Origin of the sequence: Haloterrigena turkmenica DSM 5511 (assembly GCF_000025325.1) — an archaeon.
GTDB lineage: Archaea > Halobacteriota > Halobacteria > Halobacteriales > Natrialbaceae > Haloterrigena > Haloterrigena turkmenica.
Genome location: NC_013743.1, coordinates 1,316,657 through 1,342,221, shown reverse-complemented (window position 1 = coordinate 1,342,221; position 25,565 = coordinate 1,316,657). Strand labels below are relative to the sequence as shown.

Sequence of the window (25,565 nt, the reverse complement as noted above, 5' to 3'; positions counted from 1 at the left end):
GTCGCGTGCCGTCGACGGCACGGACTCACTCGAGGGCGGCTTCCAGTCGCTCCCGTTCGGCCGCGAGTTCGACCGGGGACCAGGCCTCGACGTCGTAGCTGACGTCGATCAGGTGTCGGATCCGGTCCTCGTCGTCGGCCGCTTCGGCCGCCTCGACGGCGTCGGTGAACTGCTCGCGGGCCGTCTCGCCGAGTGCCTCACGGTCCAGCCGCCGCCGGTCGACGTCGAGGATGTGCGGGACGTCCTCGGCGTGGTCCGGCACCGACGGGAACGCCGTCGGCCCGGCGACCAGCAGCGACCGGCGCTCGCCGTCGACGGTCTGCTCGTGACGAATGAGCGCGAACGACTCGAGGGCGTCCTCGATCGCCGTCTCGAGGGCCGCCTCGTCGACGGACTGGCCGTCCGCCCGGAACGCCGCCTCGGAGAGCGCCCGCTCGAGTTCCGCGCGGGTCAGCCCGCCGAAGAGGTCGACGACGCCCGCCAGTTCGTCCGCAGTCGCGTCCATACACGCCACGACGGACGAAGGTCGGATTAGCGTTGCGGTCACCGGCATCGTCGCCCGCGGTCGCCGACGGCGGCGTCGGACTCGAGCGCTGGGGGCGCGTCGTGGATCCGTCGATGCGTTAGGCGTTGCGGATCGCCAGCGTGGCCGAGACGATCGCCTCGGGCGTCACCGGCGCGTCCGTCCACGGCGGCAGCCGGCGGTCGGGGTCGGGCGGCGCGATCGAGCCGGCGTAGCGGGCGAGCTGGTCCCGTTCGGCCGCGGAATCGTAGGTGAGCCCGTTGAACGCCGCGTCGGCGCGGTACTGCTCGATCAGCCGCTCGCCGGCCGCGAGGTACCGCTCCTGGAGGGTCTCGTAGTCGGGGTCGACGCCGCGCTCCTCGACGACGCGCAGCAGCTCTCCGGCCACCTCGCGGCTCATTCCCTCGAGGCCGGTCTCGCCGGCGACCGCGCGGTGGTCGTGTTCGTGGCGCCCGAGGTCGACCTGCGCGGCGCCGTCGAAGCCGGCCGCGTCGAAGGCGTCGCCGAGGGTTCCGACCTCGAGGCCCCAGGCCCGCGGCGCGCGGAGCCGACGGGCGAGGGCGGCCGTGGCGGCGAACTCGCCGGCCAGCGGGTACCGGAAGGCCCGGAGGTAGTCGAGGATTGGCGCGTCGTGGCGGTCAGCGAGCGCGCGAACGAGCGGCGCGTAGAACAGCCGGAAGAGCCGCCCGTAGAGTCGGCCGTCCTCGACGCGGGCGTAGTACCCCTTCGAGAAGGCGTAGTCCATCGTCAGCGGGGCGAGCAGGCGCGGGACGTGGCCGGCCTCGTAGCTCCTGGCGTCGGCGTCGTGGACGACGACGTACTCGCCGGCGTCGGCGGCGGGCCCGAGCGCGAGCCAGACGTCCCGGCCCTTGCCGAACTCGCCGTCCAGCCCCGCGTCGGCCAGCAGGGCGTCGACTCGGGGCGAGTTACACCACAGGACGCGGATCGGCAGCGCGAACGACTCGAGCCAGCCGCGAAAGGAGTCGATCTCGTTGGCGTCGGCGCGGACGGGAACGAAGACGGCGGCCGGGGAGGGGTCGAGGGACTCGAGTTCCGAGAGAACGCGTTCGGCGGCGGGGTTCTCGTGTTCGCGGGCGGTCATCGGAACGACGACGGCCGTCTCTGCGACGGCGTCGGCGGCCGCGCGGGCGAGGTCGCCGTCGCGGCCGGCGGTCCCGCCGAACTCGTGGAGCGTCGCGATCCGCTCCTGAACGTACTCCATCGGTGGAGTGTTCGAGCGAACCGGTAAAACGGCCACGACTCCGGCCAGACCGTCCGGTCATGATCACTAGATTACAGTATCGCCCCCCTCAGGACGTCACGGCACAGATCTCGATAAAGCACCGGTCTTTTTCTACCCTACGTTCGTAGGGGCGGAACATGAAATCAGTCCGGAAGGCACTCCGCGACGGCGAACTCGAGAAGGACACCTACGACCGGCTCGTCTGTGGCGACTGCGAGAAGGCCCTGAAGACCGAAAACGACCCGGACCAGATCAAGACGATCCGCATCTGTCCGGAGTGCGACGCCGAGTGGAAGGAAATCCGCTGAACGGTCCGACTCGCTCGCTCTCGAATCGGAGTCCCTTCTTCGGCCGCTGGTCAGGAGTGGCGACGCTCGCGTTGGGTCGCGTCGACAACGGCGACGCGCCGCGTCGCTTCGGATCTACGTGACGACGGCGATGAGTCGCGTCAGTTCGCGAGTCGTCAGAACCGAACGTACCGTTCGGCGAGCGGAGACGCCGGTCCGACCAGCACGCCGTAGACCAGCAGCGCGACGAGACTCTGCCAGTGGAGGTAGGGGACGGGCGGCGTCCAGCCGAGCAGTCTGAGCCACAGCGGCAACGCGAGCGCGACGCCGAGACCCCAGACCGCGAGGCCGAAACACGCGCCGAGCGTGAGTCCCGTGATCGGATCGGCCACGTCCTCCTCGAGGTGGCTCACCGTACCGAGCAGCCGATACGCGAACGCCCCGATGACGCTGGCGACCAGCAGGACGGAGAGGCCCGACAGCAGTCCGGGCCGTCCGACGAGGATGCCGACCGACTCGAGCAGACCGAACGCGTACAGCGCGACCCCGAACCCCGCCCCGCCCGCGAGCCCGGCGAGCGCGGTCGCGGCTAGGTCTTCGATTCCCCGATCGACGACCCCTCCCTGAACGTGTTCCCCACTCATACGCTCTCTCGAGTTATTTTCGACGGTTGATACTTATCTGTTTGTGATTTTCGCGTTCGTCTCGTCTCCGAAGCGGCCGGACGCGGCCGAAGCGATCGCGTTCGGACGTGTTCGGACCGCACACGGGGAGTCGAATTCGTCGGCGACGGACGGCCTGACTGTCCCGCTCCTCACGATTCGAGTCGCGGGCCGAAACGGGACTCGAGTCGCGGTTCGACTCAGGACATAATATTCTGCTGACCATTATCTCCGCGTCGTTCCAACCGTTGGGTATGCACACCGGTCCGCTCGTTCGAGGTCTCGGAATCGCGGCGCTGGCCACCGGGCTCCTCGGATTGCTCGTTCTGGGTGGCGCCGGCTGGTCCCTCGAAGCGGTCCCGACGGCCGACTCGAGCGACGCGAACGAACTCGTCGTCCTCGGCGGCGGCGACTACGACCTCGGGGCGGCGTACCGCGACGCCGGGCCGTCGGCGGCCGATCGAGCGGCGACCGCCGATCTGTCCGCCGTCGGGTCCGAGTTCGGGAACGCCCTCATTGCGCCGGCCGACCGAAGCGAGGAGCGCCGCATCGGGGGGCTCCCGTACGCCCACGCGGTCTCGGCCGTCGGCGCCGCGCTAGTCGCGGGCCGCGCGCTCGCCGGCTGGCGCGTCGATCTCCGCCGGCTCTCGCTCGAGCCGACCGGTCGGCTGCCGTTCGGCGGCGACGCCGCGGAGCCGGTCGATCGAGGGACGTCAGGGACGACTCGAGTCGCGCGAAGCGGGGAGTGATCGACGTGGCCGACGGTCTGACACACGTGCTGATCGCCTACGCGCTCGCGACGCTGCTCTCGGTGCGGTACCCGTGGATCACGGCGCGGCTGGCGACCGTCGCGATGGTCGGCGGGATGCTCCCCGACCTGAATCGGCTGAAGTGGGTCGTCCCGCCGGAGACGGTCGAAGCGGCGATCGGCGCGTCGTTCTCCTGGCGGCCGATGCACTCGGTCGGCGGCGTGGCGGTCGTGATCTGTATCGCCTCGCTGACCGTCCGCGCGGAGTACCGGCGGGCGGTCGCGCTCCTGCTCGCGCTCGGGGCGCTGTCGCACTTGGTTCTCGATCTCCTGTTGGTGCCGCCGGCGGGCACCTACCAGTACCTCTGGCCGCTCACGAGTGCCGAGGTCGTCTTCCCGGGGTTCTACAGCAGCCGGGATCGGTGGGTTGCCCCCGTCGCGATCCTGCTGGCCCTCGCGGCTCGATCGGTCGTCCGTCGTCACTCTCGCTCTCGGTCGCTCGAGCGCGAGTCACGCGAGTCGCCGATGCCGGCGGACGGGTGATTCGATTCGCGCAGTGAACTCGAGGAGACGGTTCGGTTCGTGGTCGGTCGTGGGCCGGCGGTCGGTGGAACGTCGAGTAGAAGAGCGGTTCGATTTAGTAGACGGGTGGTTCGATTCCGGTGGGGCGTCCGTTACGCCGTTTTTCGCGTGATTATCGTAACGCTTCGGCGAACGTAGCCGAGCCCGGGCCGTCCGTCGCGATACCAGACGAGGAGAGCGACGAGCGCGAGGCCGAGTTGCGCCCACTCGTACCACCCCATCGAGTAGCGCAGGAAGCCCGCGAGGATCCCGTCGACCTCCTCGTAGGGCGGCGGTGGGAGCAGCGGCCAGACGAGGAACGTCAACTGGGACGCGTCGGCCGTGAGGATCGCGTTCGGCGGGATGTCCGCGAGCAGATGCGAGACGTGGCCGACGACGAACGCGACGCCGGCGTCGGGTCGGTCGAATCGGCGCGCGAGGAGGTAGACGGACGGGAGCAACAACGCGGCGACGAACACGGAATGGGTGAGCGTCCGTCCGCCGGGGAGGATCTCGAACGACCACGCGAACGGCTTATCGATCAGATCGGGGAACTGCGACCCGATCGCCAGCGCGATCACCGGCAGCGCGCGCGGCGGGCGGTCGCGGAGTCGATATCGGGCGATCGAGTAGCACAGGTACGCGATGGCGAGGTGTCCCCAGGGCCACATTGTCTCGAGGTTGCGTCGAACTGCGTAAAGGTACTTCGCTCCGCGACTCGAGTGGGCGGATTGGTGCTCGAGAACAGGACTCGAGGACGTCGTTGGAACCGCTGGGCCTTGAGGACATCGACGACAGCGGATCAACGAACGGACGCGGACCTGCAGATTCGATCACTTCGTGGTGAGAAAAACCTGATTACGGGAAGCTAAGTGGGAGTGTTGCTTATAGCTGTTCGCTATATGGAGGAGGAAACGGAGACGGAGTCTACCGTATCACTGGCGTTCACGGACGAGGAAATCGAGCTGATACTGATGTGCCTCTCGCTGGCTCGGAACAGCCCGCAGATGAGCGGCTCGCCCGCGGTCGACGACCTCATCGCGCGGTTCGCGGCCCATGCCAACGAGAGCGCCACACCTTCCATCGGTGATTTCTCTGCGGAGTCGCGGGACGAGTAGGTCAGGACGAGTCGCGTCGCTTTGCGGCTCGGCGCTGGAAGCGGATGGCGTTTTCGAGCGTCCGTTCTCGGTGTTGTCGGTCCGTCTCGGCAGCGGTCCGCACCAGTGTCCGGCATGCATGGGCAGCGTGACCGTGAAGCGGGTCGCGGTCGTACTCGGGATATGGCCGCTACAGAGCCATGCCCGAACTGCGGCGAAACGGACGTCTGGCTCGAGGAGCGAGCGCGACACATCCAGTACGGCTGCAACCTGTGCGATCACACGTGGAAACGGGAGAAGGCGACGTAGGACGGGACGACGCTATTCTCGATCTCCGCCTCGAGTACCGACCAGTCGAGCTCTCGAGCGGCGATACGAGCGGTGACCGTCCCGTCGACGCACGACGGCTCGTTCACCCGCAGCGGCGGCCGCGTGCCGCTCGTGATCGTCCGGGGCGTCCGATCGCTCGACAGTTCCGCCGCGCGCGTCGTACAGCCGTCTGACTGACGTTTTTGACCCCGACCGTTGATCCGACCGGTATGGTAACTCGACTCCCCGTCGAAACGTCCCGTATCGAGCAGCGACCGCCGACGTATCGGAGGCGATAATCCGTGTCGTCATCGTCAGCACAGTTCACGCCGCTACTCCCGCTAGACGCGCGCGTGACGACGTGGCCGGCGTATCTGCTGACCGTCTGCTGGCCGGGCGCCGGACACCTCTATGCCCGACAGTGGCGCCGCGGCTGCTGTTGGGCCGCACTGTGCGGGGCCGCGCTCGTGTTTCTGAGTCCCGGATCGCTCCTCGCCACCGGCCCGCTCGTCGAGCCACTCGTGCTCTCAGTCCTCCGCCTCGAGACCGCCTCCTTCGCGGACGTGGCCTTCCCGCTCGCCGTCCTCGTCCTCAGCGCGATCGATCTCTACTCGCTCGCGGTGCTCGACGAGGTGTAGAGATCGCGCCTCGGATAAGCGCACGCGAACGGTTCGTCTACTCGCTTCCTCTGGATAACTCGCACGGGTCCGTCACGACCCCGTCTGTCCGCGTTTCGTCGGGGACTACCGCCGCGGTCGCCTCCGCAGACCGGTTTCCGGCGCCCGCGAACGGTGCCGCGTCCCGATCACGTGCGAGACGACGGACGACCGCCGGCTACTGCATGATCGGTAGCTCTCAGACGGGCTCGAACCGGTAGCCGTCCCAGTCCTGGCTCTCGGGTTCGCGGATGCCGGCGCCGGGTTCGCGGAGTTCCTCGACGTAGACGGGTTCGACTTCGTCGCCGGTCTCGACGTCGTCGGTGGTCACCTGGCCGAGCGCGCGGACCGTCTCGCCCTCGATATCGAACTCGACGATAGCGAGCGTGTTCGGTTCGCGGACGCCCGGTGGCGTCGCTGTGCTCGTCGTCCACGTGACGACTTCGCCGGTGTACTCGCTGAGATCGATCGTCTCGACAGGTTCCGCGCCGCCTGGACCGCGCGGATGGCCGGGATAACTGATCGAGCCGTCGTCGTAGCGGGTCGCTTCCATGGTCATCGTGTTGCCTCCATGATGGTGGTGATAACGCAGTTGCCGAAGCCGCCGACGTTACAGCAGAGCCCGACGTCGGCGTCGACCTGCCGCGGGCCGGCCTCGCCGACGAGCTGTTCGTAGATCTCGACGCCCTGTGCGATCCCGCTGGCACCCAGCGGGTGGCCCTTCGACTTGAGTCCGCCCGAGGTGTTAATCGGCAGTTCGCCCGTGTCGCGCTCGGTGTAGCCGTCCTCGATGAGTTTCCAGGCCTCGCCCTGTTCGGCGAAGCCCAGTCCCTCCATCTGGAGGAACTCGAGGATAGTGAACATGTCGTGGAGTTCGGCGACGTCGATGTCGTCGGGACCGTAGCCGCTCATCTCGTAGGCGCCCTTGCCGCTCTCGACGACGCCGCCCATCACGGTTGGATCCTCCCGCTCGTGGACGACGTGGGTGTCCGTCGCGCCGTCGACGCCCGCAATGACGACGTAGTCGTCGGTGTACTCCCGGGCGGTCTCCTCGGAACAGAGCAGGAGGGCCGCCGAGCCGTCGGTGACCGGACAGAAGTCGTACAGCCGCAGCGGATCCGCGATGATCGGCGACTCGAGGATCGTCTCGACGTCGACTTCTTTTTGGAACTGCGCGTGAGGGTTATCGACGCCGTTCTTGTGGTTTTTGGCGGCGACCCACGCGAGGCTCTCTCGGGGCGCGTCGAACCGCTCGAGGTAGTTGCGTGCCGTTAGCCCGGCGAAGGAGGGCAGCGTGACGCCGTGTTTGTACTCGGCGGGGTGAGTGACCGAGGCGATGATGTCGGTCGACTCGCCGGTCGTCCGATGGGTCATCTTCTCCCCGCCGACGAGCAGGGTCACGTCGCTGGCGCCGCTGGCGATCGACTGCCAGGCGGCGTAGATGCCCGCGCCGCCGCTGGAACTCGTCTGATCGATTCGTTGCGTGTACGCCGGCATCGCACCGAGGTCGTGAGCGAGGGCGTTCATCACGCCCGTCATCCCCTCGAATTCGCCGCTGGCCATGTTCGAGACGTACAGGTGGTCGACGTCGCCGGCGTCGGCACCCGCGTCCGCGAGACACTCCAGTCCGGCTTCCGCGAGGAGGTCGAGGATCCACTCCCCTTCGCGTTGTCCGAACTCCGTCATCGATGCGCCGATCACCGCCACGCGATCCGCCGCTCCGTCGGCGGACTGCCGTCGGGACGACATCAGCGGTCACCTCCCGGCGTCGACGGCCGGCGGGTTCGGCGTCGCGGTGTTCGAGCGGCGGATCGGGGGTCGCTCGCCGCGCGGCCTCGCGAGGACGTCACCGGTTGCGCGGCCAAGGAGACGGTCATCGCTGTCCCCCCAGTACCGGCGACGGGTCCCGTCCCGCGGCGGGCGCGTCGCGGTCCACCGCGTCGGATTCGACCGCGGACAGCCACTCGTCGACGGTGTACGTCCGCTCGTCGACGGCGTTCGGGCGTTCCGTATACGGGACGACTCCGCGGAGGGCCGTCGGATCCGTCACGTCGCCGTCCGTGGAGAGCGCGAGCGCCACGATCGGCACTCGAACGCGCTCGTCCGGGGCGTCCGACTCCGCTCCGAGCGGTGACGTCGGACGTTCGCGTCGGCGAAATCCCGGCTCGATCGAATGCCCGTTCCGGTCGGCCCAGCGCTCGAACGCGGTCACGAGTTCGCCCCGCGACGGCGCGCTCGCGGCGCCCGTTTCCGGCGGCCAGCTAGCGACCCGGTACTCGTCGATTCGCCCGGCCTCGCAGAGGGACTCCAGTCGCCCGACGACGCCGTCGACGATCTCGGCGATCGGGGCGGGGACGTCGGATCGAACGTAGCAATCGACCCGGAGATCCGCCGCATCGAGCGCGACGGCCGGCGATGAAGCGGACTCACCGGCCGACATAACCGTCCTCCGTCCGCCGAACGAGATCCCGATCGTCGAGCGATGCGAGAAGCGGCAAGAGCGTGAGTTTAGATAGCCCCAACAGCTGCTGCAGTCGGGTGACCGTCGGCTCGTCCGTCACGTGGACGGCCAGGTAGACGAGTTTTGCCTGTGGCGATGCGATCTCGTTCGGAACTGTTAGTCGGCGTTCACTCGTGGACATCACAGCCACATGCCACGAGGGGGGCTATAAGCGTAGACTGAGACAGACACACACGGATTCGTGAAAATCAACAACTGAATGGCCGATAAGAAAGTGGTATTACCGGAGAATAGCCCGCGGCCGAATCCCAACCGCGTGCCGTCTCGGAGCGACCGCTGCGACGTTCCGACCGCCACTCGGCGCGTCCGTCTCGGTTTCCCGACGTCGGGACGATTGCGGTCGGCCGCCAGTCGCGATCGTCCTACTCGAGGCGTGCTTGAAAACGCTTCACGTTTTCAGCATCCCGGAAACTGTCGGTTTCTGAGGACACGGGCCGCGCCATCGGCCCAACGGGCCCACCGCGCTCACGGTCGCCGCCGATCAGAGTTTCTCGATGCTATCCTCGAGCAATGATTCGAGTGTCCGAATGCGCTCTTTGAGAAATTCAACGTCAGTGTCCGCTGTCGAATCCGTGTCCGGCTGTGTCGTCTCGCTCGACGAGTGCACTGCTCGAGAGAGAATTTCAGCAAACGCGTCATCCATCGTTTCCAGTTCGATGGCCAGTTGGATGCCCTCGCGGACGAACTCGCTTCGGGTCTGCCCCTGCTGTTCGGCGGCAGCGTCAGCACTCTCGATAAGTGCGCGAGGAACGCGAACCGTGATTTTTCGCGTCTCTTGGAGATCAGAATCGGTTTCCCGGTTCGTCTCGCGCATCTGATCGCCATCCAAGAACATCGCGACTCGATAATGCCGCCGACAGAGGAAAACCGATGACTCAGGTCCCGATGGGGATCCGATCGAATAGGACGTGAGCGAGTCGGTCGAGCCGCAAATTTCACAGCTCGGGTCCCCGTTCGGTACGGCCTCGTGCTCGTCGTGCGTCGTGGCAGCCGGTCGGTCTGGTGGCATACGGTGTCGTCCAGTCCTCGTTACTCCACCCATCATATTCTATCCTCATAGTAGTTTCTCCATTGACTCTTTCCCAGAGTCTCCGAGTAGTGCCAGCCTCGAGAGCCGAAGTCGATGACGATGGAACCGCGTGTCGCGCAGCACTCGCACGCGAAGGTCGGAGAGATGTACGAATGACTACTAATCGGGTGGATCCGGAGTGGGACGCTGGTCGGCGAGCTCATCCAAGCGGCGATCCATCTACGGTCGCGAGCGCATCAGCCTCCCTTCTGACGAGACGGCGTCCACAAATGCCCGACTCGACACTCGTAGATGAGTTCGGGGAGTTCCTCCGAGTCGATACCGGGATGTGCGGTAGGCGATCGAACGATCGAGACGGACTCGCCGCAATACTTGCAGGAGCGCATGAGTGCAAGCGTGTGCTTTCATACCAACATATAAAAGAGTTTGTCAGACGGTATCAATCAACACAGGAGCCGAGGGTCCGGACAGGCGTCCGTGCGTGCAGGGGCCTCAGCAGAGGAGAGTCCCTGCTGGTGATTTCGGAAGTCCGGACAGGAGTGCTACCCCTGCCCTTGCAAGGGAAACCGGTCTCTCCCAGTGTCGCGTGTGAGTGGGAGACACTACAGATTGGTGCCGATGTTTACAGTAACCTGTCAGTCCTGTCACGAGGTGGCCTCGTTCGAAACGTACGACGATGCCACCGCCTGGTGTCAGTCACATCCGGCGCCGCGCCATCGCCTGCGCATGGTGTACCTCGCGGCCGACTGGTGACGCGTACCGCGTGGATTCGAAGCGTTGCACCACCAGAGCGTCGGCGGCAAAGTTCGTTCTCCCACTCGCACGGGTTCCGATGACTAACGTGCTGTGTCCGAGCGCGACTCAGCCATCCGTTCTCGTTTCCCAGTTACACGGTCCAGCGTACTACCGTGCGCACTCGAGCGTTGTCGAGTCCGCGTCGCGCCGGCGGTCGACGAGCCAGACGCAAAGCGCACACAACCCGGCGAGGACCGCAGGCCAGCGGTCGCTGCTCAGGTAGAGATCACCCGAAGGCGGCCGATAGTCGAGGAGCGGCCAGAAGACAGCATAGGCGTCTCCCGTTGGTGTCAACAGCAGAACGTCGAGAGCGTGATGTGAGAGGGCGCCGACCGCGAGTAACACGAGCGCGCGGTTACGTTGGTCTGGTGCCACGAAGAGACTGCCGAGCCAAATTACGAGCGCGGAGCCGACGAGGGTGTGCAACGGACTCCAGGAGAACGGAACGCCGAGCACCCAGGCGACGAACCCGTCCGGAGCCACGATCCGAATTTTCATGAGATCCGGCGAGAGCGCACCACCCATGACGAGCGTGACGTGTGCCGGTCGCAACCACTCGTATCTAAATGAGAGCAGTGTGCCGAGACTGTAGCCGACGAGAACGTGCGTGAAGACGTCAGGCACGAGAGTCACCTCCGGCCGAAGCGTCTCGTTCGCCCCGTTCGGCGTGGGTATCGGTTCGTCGACCGTCGGCCGCAGACGGCCGGTTGTCCCGCGACTGAGTCGTCCGGCGCTCGCTCGCTCGAGTCGCTTTCCGGGTCCCGTTCCGGCCGTTTCCGTGATCGGATCGACTGCCGGGCGATCGCTCTCGAGGCACGATCGCGAGCCCGGTCCGATCGACGCGCCAGTGGCGGACGAACCGACCGACGACCCAGAGTCCGCCCAGCGCCGATGCGACGAACATGTACCGCGTCTCGGACGGATCCCGAGTCAGCGCCCGTTCGACGGCGAGCGTCGAGTCGTCCTCGAGGGTGCCGAATGCGGTTACCCGGTCGCCCCGCTCGAGCGGCGCGTCATCGGTTCTGAGCCGAGCGTTGGCGTCCACGAGCGTGAACCGTCCGTAGCCGCTGGCACGCGTCGCGATCACGACGGGGTCGGTGTCGACAACGTAGCCACCGAGAGCGACTCGGTCGCCAACGTATGCAGCCGGTTCCGACGTGACGTCGGTTTCGTCCGGATACCGGCTCTCCGTCAGGTCGCCGGTCGTCGCTCCCGCCCAGACCGAACATGCGGCCAAGAGGCCAACGAGCACGACGCCGGCGAGTATGCGACCGCGCTGTCCGTACGGCTCCGACATGGTACTGCTCGCATAGAAGCGCTAGCGGCGGCAAATGTCTTCCGTTCCCGTCGGCCACTCGAGTGAACAGACGGGACCGGTGCGGAGCGCGCCCAGTCGGATGGGGTGCTACCGCCGGCTGCTCCCCGGTGAGGTCGTGATCGGCGACCCCACCCTCACACTCGCCGTAGTCGAGAGACGGAGGATGCTGTGAGTTCAGTGAGCGCGCGGAAGTTCCTGCGGTTCCAGTACCACGAGTTCGACGGTCACTTCCATCTCGTTCGGAATGGATGGAAGCCCTACTATGCGCTCACGGATATCCGGAAGAACCACGATTGGACCAACGAAGGGGAGCCGGCTGGCACTTTCGAGTCGGCGTCGACAGTGGAGTGTGGTTCGCCGCCGCGCGCCCCGGGAGCAGCGCGCTACCTCCACCGTGACCAAGGACCCTTCCGTTCGAGGAACGCGGCTCTCAATACCACAACCGGCGATCGAGGTGACGATGCTCAGTATCTAGGGGAGCGCGACTCGTCCGAATCGGGCGCGATTCCGCGGGGTGGAACGCTCGACGCCGCCGATTCTACGCGTCGCTCGAGTCGCATCGGGCGGGACTAGATATCTAGGGGTGCCCGCGAGACCGTCGCTTCGACTATTGAGAGCCCGGTTCTTCGAACGATGCGGGACTGGATCCACGTGGAGTTCGAAGGAACTCCGAAGATACGACCATGAAACGAACCCTACGCACTACGGTTTCACTGGTGTTCGCCGTGGCACTCATCGGTGCCCTGGCGAGCGGCAGTGCGCTCGCGTCCCCGGGCGATTGTAAGTACACCGACTACTGCAACGAGGCCGACGTCGATCAGTCCAACGCCGCCGACGTCTTCCAGAACGGTTTCGGGAACGACGCCGATCTCGAGCAGCGGAATCGAGCCGACGTCTTCCAGAAGGGCTACTGTAACGACGCCGACGTCGACCAGCGAAACGATGCGGGCGTCTTCCAGGACGGCAAGAATAACGATGCCGACGTCGACCAGTCCAACGACGCCGGTGTCTTCCAGAAGGGTCACTGCAACGACGCCGACGTCGACCAGCGAAACGATGCAAGCGTCTTCCAGGACGGCAAGAACAACGACGCCGACGTCGACCAGCGTAACAGGGCGCTCGTCGGCCAGGACGGCAAGAACAACGACGCCGACGTCGACCAGCGTAACAGGGCGTTCGTCGATCAGGACGGCAAGAATAACGACGCTGACGTGAAGCAGCGCAACAAGGCGTTCGTCGATCAGGACGGCAAGAACAACGACGCCGACGTCGACCAGCGCAACAAGGCGTTCGTCGATCAGGACGGCAAGAATAACGACGCCAGCGTCGACCAGCGCAACACCGCCGACGTCGATCAGGACGGCAAGAACAACAGCGCCGACGTCGATCAGGAGAACACCGCCGTCATCGATCAGAGCTAATCCGATATCCGACTCTCCCCGCAGCGAACTCGCGAAGCGCCGCGGCCGATAGCCCGTCTCGAGGGGAGCGTCCGGACTATCGACCGAGAGAACCCCGATGACGAAGAAGACGAGAGCTACAGCGACTGAAGACGAGCCGACTCATATCGGCGATTCGATTCGTCGTCTGACGCCCGGAGCCGCAGCCGTCCTGCTGCTACTCACCGTCGCAGGAGGAGCCGTGCTGGGGTTGCCGGCAGCGGGTACCGATCCCGCGGACGACGCGACGGTCGGCGCGACGGACGCGGAGTCCGCTGACGACGTGAACGTGACCGTCGAGATCGACTGTGACGAGAGCGACGTGCTGGTTACCGCACCCGACGACGACGAGTACGGACTCAGCGTCGTGAACGTGGGTCCGTCGGGGACCAGCACGAGCACCTCGAGACGGACCCCGCTCGCGGGGAACGCGACGGTTACGGTAGGCGACGCCGACATCGTATACGCGTTCGTCACCGACGCGTCGACCGAGGAGCCGATCACGTCGGCCGTAGAACAGTGCGGCGAAGAACCGCGAACGGAGACGACCGACGAGCCGTCGATAGCCGTCGACTGCAACGAGAGCGCCGTCCGGTTTACGGCACCTGACGCCGTCGCATACACGGCTCGGGTGTCGTCCGTCGACGTCTCGCCGACGGGTGCGTCGACCAGCACCGTGAGCGGAACCGTGACAGGGAACGCGACGGTACCGATCAGAGACGACCTGATCGTCGCGTCCGCGTCGACCGACGACGCCGACGACTCGATCGCGGCGATCCGAGACTGCGGTCGGACCGCAGGCGACGAGCGCTCGCCGACAGCGGAGCCGTGCTCGAGCGACTCGTCGAACTCGTGAGCGACCGGTCCGGCTTCCCGCCGTGCACGCGGTGCGATCCCGACGGCGCTCTCTCCCCGGGTAGCGCTTCGGCCCCGAAAATTCGCATTTTTCAGGATGATCATTCCCGAGGCGCCCGCTATCGCTCCTCGCTGAAAGCGCAACAGTCGCCCGCCGACGACCGGCGACTAACGACCGACGACCGACGACCAATGTTCGAATACGACGCATCCGATTCAGTTTCGAAACGCAGCGTCCTCAAAGCGGTCGGGACGCTCCTCAGCGGGACGACGCTGCTCACCGTACGAACCAGCGCCCGGACCGGGGAGCGATTCGACTTCGAGATCACGGAGACGACCGCGGAGACCGTCACCGCTCGCGTGCGCGTCTCGGCGGCGCTCGCGACGCACCTCCGGGAGGTGCCGAGTCAGATCGTTCTCGGACACCGCGACCAGTTCGGTCTTTCGGAAACGGACTCGGCCGCTATCGACGACGCGGCCGTCGAACGAACGTCCGAGGGCGGCGTCGCCACGCCCGACGTAATGGCCAGCTTCGAACGCGCGGACGTGAATCGGTACGTCGTTACGATGCAGTTTCGCACTCGAGAGATCGATTTCTCCGAGGCCGAGATCGAGGACGAGATGCTGACGATGGGGCTGTTCGTTCCCCGACCCGGACCGGAAACGGAGCCGGTCGTGGTCACAGACGAGATCGAGAGCAGTTCGGTCGACCTCGAGTAGGCCTCCGTCTCCGCGACGACTTCCGCCGCGGTCTCGACGCGGACTCGAGTGCTGCGGTTCCGTCCCTCGCGTCGCCGGACTCGAGATCGTGAGCCACAACGACGGGCTTCGCGCACGAGCCCTTAGCGTTCGACTCGCCGACGAACCGATCGACGGCTTTTGCCACGTATCGATGTCGGTCGCCGGGTACGGCCGACGTCACGTACTCGAGGCCGCGATTCCGACGGCGTCGCTTTCGATCGCGATCCCTACGCGGGCTCGTACTCGTACCCGGAGGTCGTGTGTTCCGCGAGCAACTCGCGGGCTCGGTCCTTGTCGTACGACTCGTCGACCCCGAACGGCGTGATCCGCGAGTCGTCGTACCAACTCGACCACCGCGGTTGGAACGTGTGGGTCCACTCGGCGAGTCCGCGGAACGCGTCCTCGGTGATCGCCGGTTTCTCGACGGCCATGGAGAGGGCCTGTCGGACCTCGCGGGTCCGCAGTTCCGCCCACCCGTTTGCGCGTTGATTGTACGCGACGATCGTCAGGAACGGCTGCGGAATCTCGTAGATTTCGACGGCCTCGGTCCCTCGAATATCCGCGTAGCGCTCCGGCGGGACCGACGTCGCCGTGAGCTCCCCGTCCGCGAGCGCCTCGAGGCGGTCCGCTCGGTCCCCGACCACTCGGTAGCTGTAGCGTTCGAAATACGGCGCGTCGCGCCACGCGTCGCCCACGTCGTCGACGTGTTCGCGCATGTAGTACTCCTCGTTGCGCGCGGCGACGAACTCCCGCGTGCGATCCCATCGCTCGAGCGTGTACGGGCCGAGGTTCCCCGTAAAGCTGAGCTCGGCGAACGCGTCGCTCGCGCGGAGCGCGTCGGCGTCGGGAACGTGCGCCTCGTAGAGTTCCTTCGGCGCGCAGTACGATCCCCAGAGAACCGGTTCCAGCGGAAAGTCGGGGTTGACCGACTCGAGTTCGAGCTGGAACTCGGACTCGCTCGTTTGCTCGACGTTTTCGACCGTCGCCCAATCGTCGACCCGGTTCGAGGGCGGGGCGTCCTCGTTCCAGGGGTGGTCACGTCCGCCGTCGATGGTGTGGACATTCTCGATCTGGTACACCCAGTCCTCGGCGGTCATCCGGCCGTAGTCGTCGCCCCATCGGAGGGTGTCCCGGAGTTCGCAGACGTATACCTGTCCGCTGCCGGTGTCGGTGATGTCCATCCACAGCGGTCGGACGGTGTCGTTTTCGTCGACGTCGTAGGCCCCGTCCAAGGTCAGGCCGATCCGCGCGGTGGCCCTGCTGTCGGTGTGCTCGGGAAAGTACAACCCTTCGGCCTCGCTTTCCACGCCCCAGACCCACTCGTCGGAGGCGGTGGGGCCACCTTCGTTCCCGTCCTCGTCCACGTACCAGGTCGCGCTGTCCCAGTTTCCCCCGAAGGCTTCGACCGGACCGCGAACCGAGCGTCGGTAACCGATAACGTCGTCCGACATCGCGAGGAAATTCACCGGCTGCTCTTCGCTCAACGCGCCGAGGACCTCGGCGATCGGCTCTCGCCGCTCGTCCGGATCGGTCGTCGTGCGGAACGCTTCGAGCCGCGACTCGATGTCGGCCTCGGGAACGTACCCGTAGTAGTTAGTCGGCGCTCGCTCGAGCCAGAATGCGTCGATCGCAGCGGGCGTTCGAGGATACGTGTTGAACGCGACCCCGAACATGAGGTCCCAGGCCGATTCGCTCGCGGTTTCCTCGCGCGGTCCGGCGTTGTTCGGTCCCGCAGTCCACTCGGGGTCGCCGTCTCCGAGGTACCGGTTTCGCACGTATTGCCGGAGGAGCCGATCGTAGCTGACGCGCTCGAGGGTAACTGCGACGCCGAGATCCGCGATCTCCGCCGCGATGATGTCGGCGGCCGTCTCCACCGCGTCGTTCCCCTCGATACACGCGAGTATCAGTTCCACTCGTGCTCCGTCGGGACCGATCAACTCCGCGTCGACGCTGTCGTCGTCTTCATCCTCGTCATCGCCGTCGCGCGCGCAGCCGGCGATGCCGACCGTCGTTCCGACCCCGACCGCCTTCAGAAGCCGTCGTCTGGCCACTGCGTCGCCGCCGGGATCGATCCCGTCCCCGCCGACTGTGGTGTCCAGTGGCATAGTTAGGAGTACGGAACGGGATGTGAAAGTCGTTGTCAGGGTCGGTCATCGACGTGGCTCGACGGTTCCGGGGCGTTTGCGTCGCCGCGTCGGGGCGCCGCTCGCGGGAGGTCGATGATCACGATCGACCCGCGCGGGTCGTTGTCGTCGAACCGGAGCGTTCCGCCGGAGTTATCGACCACCCAGTAGGTCAGCCAGAGGCCGAGCCCGCTCCCGTGCTCGAGCGCCGTCTCGCGCCCCTCATCGATCGCGGCGCGATCCTGTTCCGGAATTCCGGGGCCGTTGTCCGCCACCTCGATGCGAACTCGCCCGCCGTTCTCGTCGGCCGGATCGCGGTCGACGTCCGGTTCGGGGCCCGTCGCGGTCACCGCTATTTCGACGCGCGGATCGGCGCTGTCGTTGTGTTCGCAGGCGTTCTCGCAGACGTTCTCGACTGCCAGCCGCACTGAGGGAAGCGCCATCGCCCACGCCTCGTCCGGCAGCGACGCGGTCACGGTAACGTCGGGGTATTCCTCGCGAAGCTCCGCGACCGCGTCGGCCGCGAGCGAGGCCACGTCGACGGGCCTCCGATCGGGATCGGCCTCGAGCGCGTTTTTCATCTGTCGCGCCTTCCGACTCAAGCCCGTGATGTCGCGCCCGGTCCGGTGGATCGTCTCCGCCGCGCCGACGACCGTTTCGTCCGCGGCCTCGTCGGTGATGAGATCCGCGTAATTCAGAACGATGCTCATTCGGTTGCGGATATTGTGCTGCAACACGCGATAGAGGACGTCGAGGCGCTGCCGCCGCTCTCGGAGTTCCGACTCGCGCGCTCGCAGCGTCGCCACCAATTCGTTGAAGCCGTCGCTCATCCGTTCCCACTCGGCGCCGCCGCGCAGCGACACCGTACTGTCGTAGTCGCCCTCGCCGAGTCGGTCGAATCCGTCGAGTAACCGCTCGGTTTGGCGGAGGCTCACGGCGTACTGCCAGTACCCGAACCCGACCATGACGAGCACCACGATGACCAGCACCAGCGTCTGGAGCGCGGCTAACCGATCCAATCGATCCTCTAGCAGCGTCCGATCTCGAGTGACCGTGACCTCCCACCCGGTCGACTCGACGGTCGAGGAGCTTTCGATCCCCTCGTCGAACGTCCGCTCGTTCTCGTTGAGAACCACCCCGTCTCCGACGATAGTGACCGTCTGCGAACTCGTCTCGAGCGGCGGGATCGCGTCGAAGATCGTCTGCCGATCGAGGTACATGGCACCCACGAGGACGCCCCGAACCCCCGAGCCGTCCAGTATGGGCGCGCTGAATACGAGAACGGGCCTGTCGGCTCGCTCGGCGTATTCGACGTCGCTCACGTACGTTTCGCCCCGAAGCGCACGCTCCACGTACGGCGTTCCGCTTCGGTCGGATCCGATCACTGATCGTCTCGTCCCTGCCGTAACGGAGCCGCGGAAATCGACGACCGTTCCGTTGGCGTCGACGAGTTGCGCCGAGTAGAATCGAGAGTTGTCGAGAAACGCGTCGAGGAACGGACCGCTCCGATCGAACTGCCGAGCCTCGGGCCGCGACGCGACCAACCCGATCCGATCGCGGTGTTCCCAGATCGTCGCGTCGATCTGCTCGGCGACCAACGAGGCCGTCTCGTCGGTTCGCTGTTGTTCGTCGTCGACGACGTCGCGTTTGTACGACTCGAGCGTCCAGTGAACCGTCCCGCTCAGTACGAGCGTGATCACGACGAGGATGACGACGAATTTCGTTCGTAATCGGACTCTCATCACTGACTCGTGGTAACAATTAACAGAGTACTCGGTACGCGCACTTAAGCGCACGCAACGAACGTCGTCGGACACCCGCGACCGGCCGCGCACGAAAGCTATAACTCGGTCACAGGCGAACCTCTCTAGGGCATTCGTTAACATGGGCCACGACCAGAACCCGACACTGCTCGTCGTCGACGACGAGCGCGAGGTGGCGGACGCGTACGCGCTCCGTCTTCGGCAGCGGTACGACGACGTCCGGACGGCGTACGGGGGCGAGGAGTGCCTCCACGAGATGGACGACACCGTCGACGTGGTACTGCTGGATCGACGGATGCCGTTCTCCGGCGACAAGGTGTTAACGGAGATCCGCGATCGGGGACACGACTGCCAGGTCATCATGGTAACGGCCGTGAATCCCGGGTTCGATATCGTCGATATGCCGTTCGACGACTACCTGTGTAAGCCGATCGAGAAGGACGATCTCTTCGCGGCAATCGAACAACAGGTGACCGCCGCGTCTTACGACGATCCGCTCTCGGAGTTCTTCAGCCTCACGGCGAAACTCTCGGTGCTCGAGGCCGAACACACGCCCGAACAGCTCGAGGAGTCGAGCGAGTACGTCCGCATGCAACGTCGGGTCGCGAAACTTCGCGAGGGGCTGGAGGTGCCGCGGGAGGATTTCGAGCGAATGGTCGAGACGTTCACCGCGATCAATCGGGGTGAAGGGTAGCCGTCACGGCAGCCGTCTACGGCGCTCTCTCGTCGGTCTCGGCCCCGCGGAATTCGAAGCGCGCGCCCCCGGCGTCGCTGGCCGTGAGCGTCACGTTCCAGCCGTGGTCTTCGACGAGTTGGCGGACGATAGCCAGTCCCAATCCGGTGGTACCGTCTTCGCTCGAGTAACCGGGTTCGAACACTCGCTCGCGCTCCGCTGGGGGAACGCCCGGCCCGTCGTCGGCGACGTAGAACCCGCCGTCCAGGCCGCCGACCGTCACGGTCGCCTCCCGACCGCCGTGTTCGACCGCGTTTCGGAACACGTTCTCGAAGACCTGCTGGAGCCTGTCAGCATCGGCTTCGAGCGTCGGGAGGTCGTCCTCGAGAACGAGCGCGGCATCGGCCGTTTCGACGGTCTCCCACGCCGTTTCGGCGATATCGCCGACGGCCACGCTACCGCTCGGTTCGACCTCCGTCCCGCCGACCGAGAGCGCGTCCTGAATCAGCCGCTCGATCCGATCGAGCGCTCCCTCGACTTTCTCGAAGTGAACTTCCTCGCCCGTATCGCGAGCCGCCTCGAGGCGGATCTTCGCAACCTCCAGCGGGTTTCTGAGATCGTGCGCCGCGACGGTGACGACTCGCTCGAGCCGGTCGGCGCGCGTCGTCACGCGGTCGACGCGCCGGCGTAACTCCGTCACGGTCGTGTAGACGACGTAGCCGCCGGCGACCCCACCCCCGTCTCCGTCCGCGTCCGGAGACGGGATGGCCTCGAGACGGAAGTACCGCCGCTCGTCGTCGGCTCCGCGACGAATCCCGACGGTGACGCGTTCGCCCGCATCGAGTTGTTCGAGGATCGCCGCTCCGGTCGCGTCTGCGTCCGGATCGTCTCCCTCGGACGGTCGCGTCGCGTTCCCCGCGGCGGTCGCCAGTTCCCAGTGCGGACCGAAATCGCAGTCGATCGGCCCGGGAAGCAGGCGTTCACGGAGGGGAGCGTCCCTGATCGCCGCTTCGTCAACCTCGAAGGCCGTCTCGAACGCGGGATTGACCGCGCGCACTACGGCGGTCCCTCCCTCCACCTCGTAGTAGAGGAGGGGGTCGGGAAAGCGCCGAAAGAGGCGTCGCGTCGGTCCACCGTCGGCGACGAGCGGGGAGAACAGGTCGTCGCGTCGCCGTTCGAAGGGGACCTCGTTCCGCCGGTCGCTGCGACCGGTCATTCGTTTCGCCTCGGTTGGTGGTCGTCGACCGCAACCGGCCGTTCGCACTCCGCGTCGTCGAAGAAGGCGTCGAGGAGTTTCCGCTGCCCCGCCCGGAGATGATGGTGGAGCGTCGGCGAACTGATTCCGATCGTCTCGGCGAGTTCCTCGGCGGTGCTGTCTCGCGGCGATTCGAAGTACCCGCCGTAGTACGCCATCTGGAGGGCGTTTCGCTGGCGGTCGGTCAGACGGTCGTGGAGCCCGCTCCGGAACTCCTGTACCGTTTCGATCGGTCGTTCGCGGTCGAGTTTCGACAGTAGTTCCGATCTGGGAAACCGCTCGCCGACGGCCTCGACGACTTCTCGGATGTCGCTGCTGGGCGCTACTTCCGCGACGATCAGGCCGGTTCCGCGATCGAACTCTGCCGTTCTGACGGTCGCGCCGTACGTGGCTAACGTGAGGATCGGCGACCGTCCGGACACCGTAACCTCGGTGAATCCGCCGGTCTCGGTCGCGGACTCGTGGATCACGCGACCGGCGTCGACGTCGGATCGATCGTCGGCCAGTTCGAGGAGCACATCGGGTTCGGCACCGTCGACGCGAACGTAACAGAGTAACGATGCAGCGTCTAACGGGACGATGCCTTCGACCGCGAGTTCGCAATCGAGTTGCGCGGACGCCGTCGCGAAGAAGGCGTCGGTGATACGGAACGTGAGTTCGATGACCGTATCCGAGAGCAACAGATTGCGCTGGCGAGTCGCGTTGATGACGAACCCAGTGGTTACGCCGAGCGTTTCCAGGCTCTCCCGTTCGCGCTCGCTGAAGGCGTCCGGATCGAGTGCGTAGACGCTCAACACCCCGTAGGTGGTGTCCCCGTACCGAAGCGGAACGACGATGCTCGACTGCAATCCACGAGCGAACGCTTCTCGGCGGACCGACTCCGGAACCGACTCGTCGTCCACGAGATGGCGGACGACTCGCGTTTCCCCCGTCTCCAGCGTCGCGTACTCCGGCCCCCTCGAGCCGTCGGCGTCGGCACCGCTCTCGACGATGAGATCGAGAATCCCGTCGTGCTCGCCGGCCGCGGTTCGACAGACGATCCGATCGCCCGTCATCTCCCGCTCGCCGATCACCGTGAATTCGTACAGGTCGGTCTCCGCGAGCCGCTTACAGACGAGTTCCTCGACTTCCTCCCGGGTCGTGGCCCCGACGAGGTCCCGAATGATCTTCTGGACGATGTTGTTAATCCGCTCGAGGCGGGCCAGTTCCGCCTCCCGATCCCCGAGGTCGCTCTCGAGGGCTTTCCGGTCGGTGACGTCTCGATAGTAGACCGCGAGTCGCTCCCCGATCGTCGTCGTCCGAACGCGCAGCCAGACGTCTAGCTCCGGGAAGTACTCCTCGAAGGTGATCTCGGCTGGCTCCGGATCGTCGCCGCCGAAGTGCTCGTGAAACGTCGCCGCGAACGATCGCGGGAACACGTCCCTGATATCGGTCCCGACGAGGGTGTCGCGCTCTCGCTCGAGCAGGTCCGCCGCGACGGCGTTGGCCGTCGTAATCCGCCAGTCGGTGTCGACGACGAGCACGCCGTCGGTGACCCCGTCGAGGACCCCATCCATGCTAGTCGATAGCACACTGTTGTACGTGAATCTTTCCACGCTGGCGGTGGGAGACGGGGCGAACGGACGGTTCGAGTCGACGGGGACGTTCGCCGGGAGTCGGTCGTCGAACGGAACGGCTCGTCGCCGCTGTCCGCTGTGCGCGACCGCAACGGATCGATCGTCGAGAGAAACGCGACCGATCGGAGCCGGAACGTCGTGCGATGCGGTCAGGTCGTTACCTTCCACGTCGTCGAACTGGAGTACCCCCACTTCTCGACGGTTACGTCGAACTCGCCGTCGACGAGCGCCGGCATGTTCACGCCGACTTCCTTGGCGCTCATACCCAGGTCGTCGCCGATGAGACGGGACTTGAAGTAGGTGTTCGTCTGGCTCTGCTCGCGGAGGTATCGAAGGATGCGACGCTGCTTGTCGCTCAGCGCGGCCGCGGTCCGGGTCGCGGTCGAATCGGACGTGTCGGATTCGCTCATGATCTCGGTTCACCCGTTTGCGTCCGATCGGACGGCCGGCATCTCCGAAGGAGCCCCTCCTTAGTATTCCAATCGCCGCTGGGAACAGGCGGTCTCGCTATCTAGAGGGGGACCGCCGACCGTCCGACCGGGACCCGAACCGCGGGTTGACGGGTGAACGGACGCCGCGGACGGTGGCACACGAGTCGAAACGCCGCTCGCCGCTCCACGCTCAATAGCTAGGGGTTCGAGTGTGGTCGCCGGTTTAGATACTAAGAGACGGGTTCCTCGAGACGCCACTCCGTAGCACTACGTGTAGTTACGAGGAACCACCGATGACCGAATACGATACGAACGCTTCAGTCACGGAGCACGACCCCTTCGAACAGTACCACTACATCGAGTACACGACGGACGACGAACCAGTGGCCGTCATTCAAGACAGGGAGAACGACCGGGCGTGGATCCAGTCGACGCACGCCGTCACCGTCGAGCGGTGATCGGCAGCTTTCGCAGCGAATCGGCGATCGACTGTAAAGTTCGAAACCGCTGGTACTCCGGTCGTATGTCTCCACGGAGAGCCTGGCGAACGCCGATGGTGCTCACGATCCGTCTCGCTGGCCCTCGAGAACAGTCACGTGCTGCGTACGGGGTATAGAACTGCTGAGGACGTCGGTTTCTCCGACCATCTCCGTGCCGATCGGTGCCGAGAAGGCGCCGCTCAGGTGGGAGGACGTCGATGTCGTTCGCCGGCGTCGGTTCTCACCGGAACTCCTCCAGGGAGATGCTCGCCGTCGACTGCACCCACCGGTCGGGGTCTTTGCGATCGTAGACGAGCATCTCGTCGCGAAACTCGATCGCATCGTGCGTCGTCGGGATCGACGATACCGGCTCGCTCACGAATTCGTCGGGGTCGCGGGTGTCGGTGGTGTCGGTCATTGTCGCTCTCCACTCGGATACTGGCCCTCCGTTACCGAAGCGTGCCTAGCTAAATAGCCGAGTGTGGGATCTCGCGACCCGCTCTAGACAGCTAGCACTGCCGGTCCGGCCGCGCGTTTCCGCCGGAGAAATTGCTGCGCGGAGCCGTCTCTGGCCTCGGTGCACGCCTCGAGAGCCGACACCAATCCGACAGCGTCCACAACCGATTCCGTCTTTCGTGGCTACTGTCACCGCGATACTGAATTGTAATCGCTCGAGCACACCCATCCATCTAATAACCGGCTGACCGTAGCCCCGATCGAGAGGTAAGTTAACAATGAACACGGCCATCGGGAACCGTTCGAGGAGGCTGTTGGTGTGTCTCACCGTCCTGTCGGTGACGGGTGCGTTGACTGGCGGCGTCGTCTGGGCGGCTGACGATGCAGCCGGTGTCGCGCCGAGCGAACCGTCAATCGAGAGCGCACAGAAGCAGTGTGCGTGCGATGCCGGCGACGCTCGCCTCGCCGGCGCCGGCGAAGCGAACGCACTCGAACCGGGTTCGAACGCTGTACGCGTCGCGTTCGGTACCGCCCAGACGGAGGATTTCGGCCGGACCGCAGTCGGATCGAACGCGACTCGCGAAGTACCTATCATCAATATCGGGCCGGATCCCGTGACGGTGACCGACGCGACAATCGAGGGGGACGACGCCGGCGCCTTCACCGTTACCGACGACTCCGTCTCGTCGATCGAGCCCGGCGAAACGGAGTACGTAACGGTCGTCTTCAGTCCCGACCGCGACGGCACTCATCGCGCGACGCTTCGGCTCGAGCGAGCTACCGGACCGCTCGCGACCGCCGATCTAACCGGGACTGGCGTCACATCGGACATCGAAGTCGACCGGGAGCAGCTCCGGTTCGCGAACGTGACGGACCAAACGGTTGCGGAGACGTTCACCCTCACGAACAACGGGACCACACCGCTGACGATCGAAGCGTTACGAATCGTCGGTCCCGATCGAGCCGCCTTCGAACCGGCGGATAGCGGTCCGTTCGTGATCGAACCGGGACAGAGTCGGGAGGTCATCGTGCGATTTACGCAGTCGGAACCGGCGGCGCGGTTCGCGACGATGCATATCCTGAGCGACGACCCCGAGCAGCCACAGCGGAACCTGTGGCTCACCAACACGCCGACGGTGGCCCGCGTCTCGCCGTCGCACATCAAAACGGACCGGACGCACGTGAACGCATCCGTCATCGACGCGGCGCCGAACACGACGCAGTCGCTCAACATCTCGTGGCCGGCCACTCGAGACGATACCGTCGCGATCGACGCACTCTCGTACACCCCCGAGCGAGGCGGGGAGTTCTCGATCAACGTCACGAAACGGGACGAGCAGTTCGAAGGGTCTCCCGCGTTCGAGCCCGCCGACGGAACCGAGGAGGTGGCGTTCGTCTCGATGGACAGCACTATCGCGAACGAGGACCTTCGGGACGTCACCATCACCTTCCGCGTGAGGCAGGATCAACTGGCCGGAGACGAGGCTCCGGACGATGTAGCCCTGTACACGCATCAAAACGGCCAGTGGATCGAGCTTCCGACGACGCTCGTGGACGAGAGTCAGACGCACTACTTCTTCGAAACGGAGTCGCCGGGACTGTTGGACTTCGCGACCGGAATCAAACAGGCGACCTTCCGCATCGACGACGCGGCCGTGAGCGTCACGGAGATCAGCGCCGGCGAAAGCGTCGACGTCGTGGTACGCGTCACCAACGTCGGCGGCGCTGACGGCACGTACACCGTACGGCTCATCCGTGACGATACCGTCGTCGACCAGCGGGAACTGTCGATTGCGGCGACCGGCAGCCGCCAGACGATCCTCACGGAGTCGTTCGACAACCCCGGAACCTACGAGTTGTACGTTAACGACCACTTAGTCGGAACTATCACGGTCCACGGATCCGTGGATTCGCTGACCGATCTAACGTTCACGGCGCGCTCACCCCACGTGAATCAGCCCTGAGTTACGCCCCGAGATTCCCT

General features: G+C 65.7%; 29 protein-coding genes. 12 read left to right on the top strand and 17 right to left on the bottom strand.

Going from position 1 to position 25,565, the window contains the following annotated elements; all coding sequences use genetic code 11:
* Window positions 1-25: 25 nt before the first annotated feature.
* Entirely contained in the window at window positions 26-505 is a 480-nt protein-coding gene (locus HTUR_RS06325; RefSeq protein ID WP_012942484.1) for a DUF7109 family protein, read from the bottom strand.
* A 118-nt stretch (window positions 506-623) separates the two neighbouring features.
* On the bottom strand, window positions 624-1,745 hold the full coding sequence (locus HTUR_RS06320; RefSeq protein ID WP_012942483.1) for a glycosyl transferase family 2: 1,122 nt from the start codon (window positions 1,743-1,745) through the stop codon (window positions 624-626).
* A gap of 158 nt (window positions 1,746-1,903) precedes the next feature.
* On the opposite strand from HTUR_RS06320, the gene HTUR_RS27285 reads away from it, so the two are divergent.
* Window positions 1,904-2,074, top strand: coding sequence for an HVO_0758 family zinc finger protein (locus tag HTUR_RS27285; protein ID WP_012942482.1), 171 nt, complete (start codon window positions 1,904-1,906; stop codon window positions 2,072-2,074).
* Between the two features lie 155 nt (window positions 2,075-2,229).
* Here the strand turns inward: HTUR_RS27285 and HTUR_RS06315 are convergent, their stop codons facing one another.
* Window positions 2,230-2,697 carry a hypothetical protein gene (locus tag HTUR_RS06315; RefSeq protein WP_012942481.1) on the bottom strand — a complete coding sequence of 156 codons (468 nt, stop codon included), beginning with the start codon at window positions 2,695-2,697 and terminating at the stop codon, window positions 2,230-2,232.
* A 272-nt stretch (window positions 2,698-2,969) separates the two neighbouring features.
* On the opposite strand from HTUR_RS06315, the gene HTUR_RS06305 reads away from it, so the two are divergent.
* Both HTUR_RS06305 and HTUR_RS06300 read left to right on the top strand, forming a co-directional pair.
* Window positions 2,970-3,464: a hypothetical protein gene (locus HTUR_RS06305; protein WP_012942480.1), complete on the top strand. Its 495-nt coding sequence runs from the start codon at window positions 2,970-2,972 to the stop codon at window positions 3,462-3,464.
* Between the two features lie 5 nt (window positions 3,465-3,469).
* Window positions 3,470-4,006, top strand: a complete 537-nt coding sequence (locus tag HTUR_RS06300; protein ID WP_226377486.1) for a metal-dependent hydrolase — start codon at window positions 3,470-3,472, stop codon at window positions 4,004-4,006.
* 131 nt (window positions 4,007-4,137) lie between these two features.
* Here the strand turns inward: HTUR_RS06300 and HTUR_RS06295 are convergent, their stop codons facing one another.
* Window positions 4,138-4,695 (bottom strand): metal-dependent hydrolase, encoded by a 558-nt coding sequence (locus HTUR_RS06295; protein WP_012942478.1) that lies wholly within the window; start codon window positions 4,693-4,695, stop codon window positions 4,138-4,140.
* A gap of 231 nt (window positions 4,696-4,926) precedes the next feature.
* On the opposite strand from HTUR_RS06295, the gene HTUR_RS06290 reads away from it, so the two are divergent.
* The 3 genes from HTUR_RS06290 (at window position 4,927) to HTUR_RS06285 (ending at window position 6,068) form a co-directional block, all read left to right on the top strand.
* The gene (locus tag HTUR_RS06290; protein WP_012942477.1) at window positions 4,927-5,142 is read left to right on the top strand and encodes a hypothetical protein; all 216 of its coding nucleotides are present in this window, start codon (window positions 4,927-4,929) and stop codon (window positions 5,140-5,142) included.
* 162 nt (window positions 5,143-5,304) lie between these two features.
* Entirely contained in the window at window positions 5,305-5,430 is a 126-nt protein-coding gene (locus HTUR_RS28420; protein ID WP_012942476.1) for a hypothetical protein, read from the top strand.
* 302 nt (window positions 5,431-5,732) lie between these two features.
* Window positions 5,733-6,068, top strand: coding sequence for a hypothetical protein (locus HTUR_RS06285; protein WP_049941635.1), 336 nt, complete (start codon window positions 5,733-5,735; stop codon window positions 6,066-6,068).
* A 217-nt stretch (window positions 6,069-6,285) separates the two neighbouring features.
* Here HTUR_RS06285 and HTUR_RS06280 read toward each other — a convergent pair whose 3' ends face one another.
* The 7 genes from HTUR_RS06280 to HTUR_RS06250 all read right to left on the bottom strand — a co-directional run bounded on the left by HTUR_RS06280 (window position 6,286) and on the right by HTUR_RS06250 (window position 11,729).
* A complete protein-coding gene (locus HTUR_RS06280; RefSeq protein ID WP_012942474.1) occupies window positions 6,286-6,645 on the bottom strand; it encodes an OB-fold domain-containing protein in 360 nt (119 codons plus the stop codon).
* A complete protein-coding gene (locus HTUR_RS06275; RefSeq protein ID WP_012942473.1) occupies window positions 6,642-7,835 on the bottom strand; it encodes a thiolase family protein in 1,194 nt (397 codons plus the stop codon). Before HTUR_RS06275 ends, HTUR_RS06280 begins: the two co-directional genes overlap by 4 nt.
* A gap of 124 nt (window positions 7,836-7,959) precedes the next feature.
* Window positions 7,960-8,526, bottom strand: coding sequence for an HTH domain-containing protein (locus HTUR_RS06270; RefSeq protein ID WP_012942472.1), 567 nt, complete (start codon window positions 8,524-8,526; stop codon window positions 7,960-7,962).
* A complete protein-coding gene (locus HTUR_RS06265; protein WP_012942471.1) occupies window positions 8,513-8,728 on the bottom strand; it encodes a hypothetical protein in 216 nt (71 codons plus the stop codon). Before HTUR_RS06265 ends, HTUR_RS06270 begins: the two co-directional genes overlap by 14 nt.
* Before the next feature lie 360 nt (window positions 8,729-9,088).
* Entirely contained in the window at window positions 9,089-9,442 is a 354-nt protein-coding gene (locus HTUR_RS06260; RefSeq protein WP_012942470.1) for a ribbon-helix-helix domain-containing protein, read from the bottom strand.
* 1,098 nt (window positions 9,443-10,540) lie between these two features.
* The gene (locus HTUR_RS06255; protein ID WP_012942468.1) at window positions 10,541-11,056 is read right to left on the bottom strand and encodes a metal-dependent hydrolase; all 516 of its coding nucleotides are present in this window, start codon (window positions 11,054-11,056) and stop codon (window positions 10,541-10,543) included.
* Window positions 11,049-11,729: a hypothetical protein gene (locus HTUR_RS06250; RefSeq protein WP_012942467.1), complete on the bottom strand. Its 681-nt coding sequence runs from the start codon at window positions 11,727-11,729 to the stop codon at window positions 11,049-11,051. Before HTUR_RS06250 ends, HTUR_RS06255 begins: the two co-directional genes overlap by 8 nt.
* Before the next feature lie 746 nt (window positions 11,730-12,475).
* On the opposite strand from HTUR_RS06250, the gene HTUR_RS06245 reads away from it, so the two are divergent.
* From HTUR_RS06245 to HTUR_RS06235, 3 genes are all read left to right on the top strand, one after another.
* On the top strand, window positions 12,476-13,171 hold the full coding sequence (locus HTUR_RS06245; protein ID WP_222840501.1) for a curlin: 696 nt from the start codon (window positions 12,476-12,478) through the stop codon (window positions 13,169-13,171).
* Window positions 13,172-13,268: 97 nt separating this feature from the next.
* The gene (locus HTUR_RS06240; protein WP_012942464.1) at window positions 13,269-14,045 is read left to right on the top strand and encodes a hypothetical protein; all 777 of its coding nucleotides are present in this window, start codon (window positions 13,269-13,271) and stop codon (window positions 14,043-14,045) included.
* A gap of 191 nt (window positions 14,046-14,236) precedes the next feature.
* Complete coding sequence (locus HTUR_RS06235) at window positions 14,237-14,764, top strand: hypothetical protein (RefSeq protein WP_012942463.1); 528 nt, start codon at window positions 14,237-14,239, stop codon at window positions 14,762-14,764.
* Window positions 14,765-15,012: 248 nt separating this feature from the next.
* Here the strand turns inward: HTUR_RS06235 and HTUR_RS06230 are convergent, their stop codons facing one another.
* Both HTUR_RS06230 and HTUR_RS06225 read right to left on the bottom strand, forming a co-directional pair.
* The gene (locus tag HTUR_RS06230; protein WP_012942462.1) at window positions 15,013-16,890 is read right to left on the bottom strand and encodes an ABC transporter substrate-binding protein; all 1,878 of its coding nucleotides are present in this window, start codon (window positions 16,888-16,890) and stop codon (window positions 15,013-15,015) included.
* Window positions 16,891-16,925: 35 nt separating this feature from the next.
* Window positions 16,926-18,650, bottom strand: coding sequence for a sensor histidine kinase (locus HTUR_RS06225; RefSeq protein WP_012942461.1), 1,725 nt, complete (start codon window positions 18,648-18,650; stop codon window positions 16,926-16,928).
* A 142-nt stretch (window positions 18,651-18,792) separates the two neighbouring features.
* Here HTUR_RS06225 and HTUR_RS06220 point away from each other — a divergent pair, with 142 nt between their 5' ends.
* Window positions 18,793-19,365 (top strand): response regulator, encoded by a 573-nt coding sequence (locus HTUR_RS06220; RefSeq protein ID WP_012942460.1) that lies wholly within the window; start codon window positions 18,793-18,795, stop codon window positions 19,363-19,365.
* Between the two features lie 16 nt (window positions 19,366-19,381).
* Here the strand turns inward: HTUR_RS06220 and HTUR_RS06215 are convergent, their stop codons facing one another.
* From HTUR_RS06215 to HTUR_RS06205, 3 genes are all read right to left on the bottom strand, one after another.
* Entirely contained in the window at window positions 19,382-20,560 is a 1,179-nt protein-coding gene (locus HTUR_RS06215; protein ID WP_012942459.1) for a sensor histidine kinase, read from the bottom strand.
* Complete coding sequence (locus tag HTUR_RS06210; protein ID WP_012942458.1) at window positions 20,557-22,155, bottom strand: bacterio-opsin activator domain-containing protein; 1,599 nt, start codon at window positions 22,153-22,155, stop codon at window positions 20,557-20,559. Before HTUR_RS06210 ends, HTUR_RS06215 begins: the two co-directional genes overlap by 4 nt.
* 209 nt (window positions 22,156-22,364) lie before the next feature.
* Window positions 22,365-22,625 (bottom strand): DUF7123 family protein, encoded by a 261-nt coding sequence (locus HTUR_RS06205; protein ID WP_012942457.1) that lies wholly within the window; start codon window positions 22,623-22,625, stop codon window positions 22,365-22,367.
* Between the two features lie 314 nt (window positions 22,626-22,939).
* Between HTUR_RS06205 and HTUR_RS27280 the strand changes: the two genes are divergently transcribed.
* Window positions 22,940-23,104, top strand: a complete 165-nt coding sequence (locus HTUR_RS27280) for a DUF7331 family protein (protein WP_012942456.1) — start codon at window positions 22,940-22,942, stop codon at window positions 23,102-23,104.
* 262 nt (window positions 23,105-23,366) lie between these two features.
* Here HTUR_RS27280 and HTUR_RS27275 read toward each other — a convergent pair whose 3' ends face one another.
* On the bottom strand, window positions 23,367-23,543 hold the full coding sequence (locus HTUR_RS27275) for a DUF7331 family protein (RefSeq protein WP_012942455.1): 177 nt from the start codon (window positions 23,541-23,543) through the stop codon (window positions 23,367-23,369).
* Window positions 23,544-23,859: 316 nt separating this feature from the next.
* On the opposite strand from HTUR_RS27275, the gene HTUR_RS06200 reads away from it, so the two are divergent.
* On the top strand, window positions 23,860-25,545 hold the full coding sequence (locus tag HTUR_RS06200; protein ID WP_012942454.1) for a choice-of-anchor D domain-containing protein: 1,686 nt from the start codon (window positions 23,860-23,862) through the stop codon (window positions 25,543-25,545).
* Window positions 25,546-25,565: the final 20 nt, after the last annotated feature.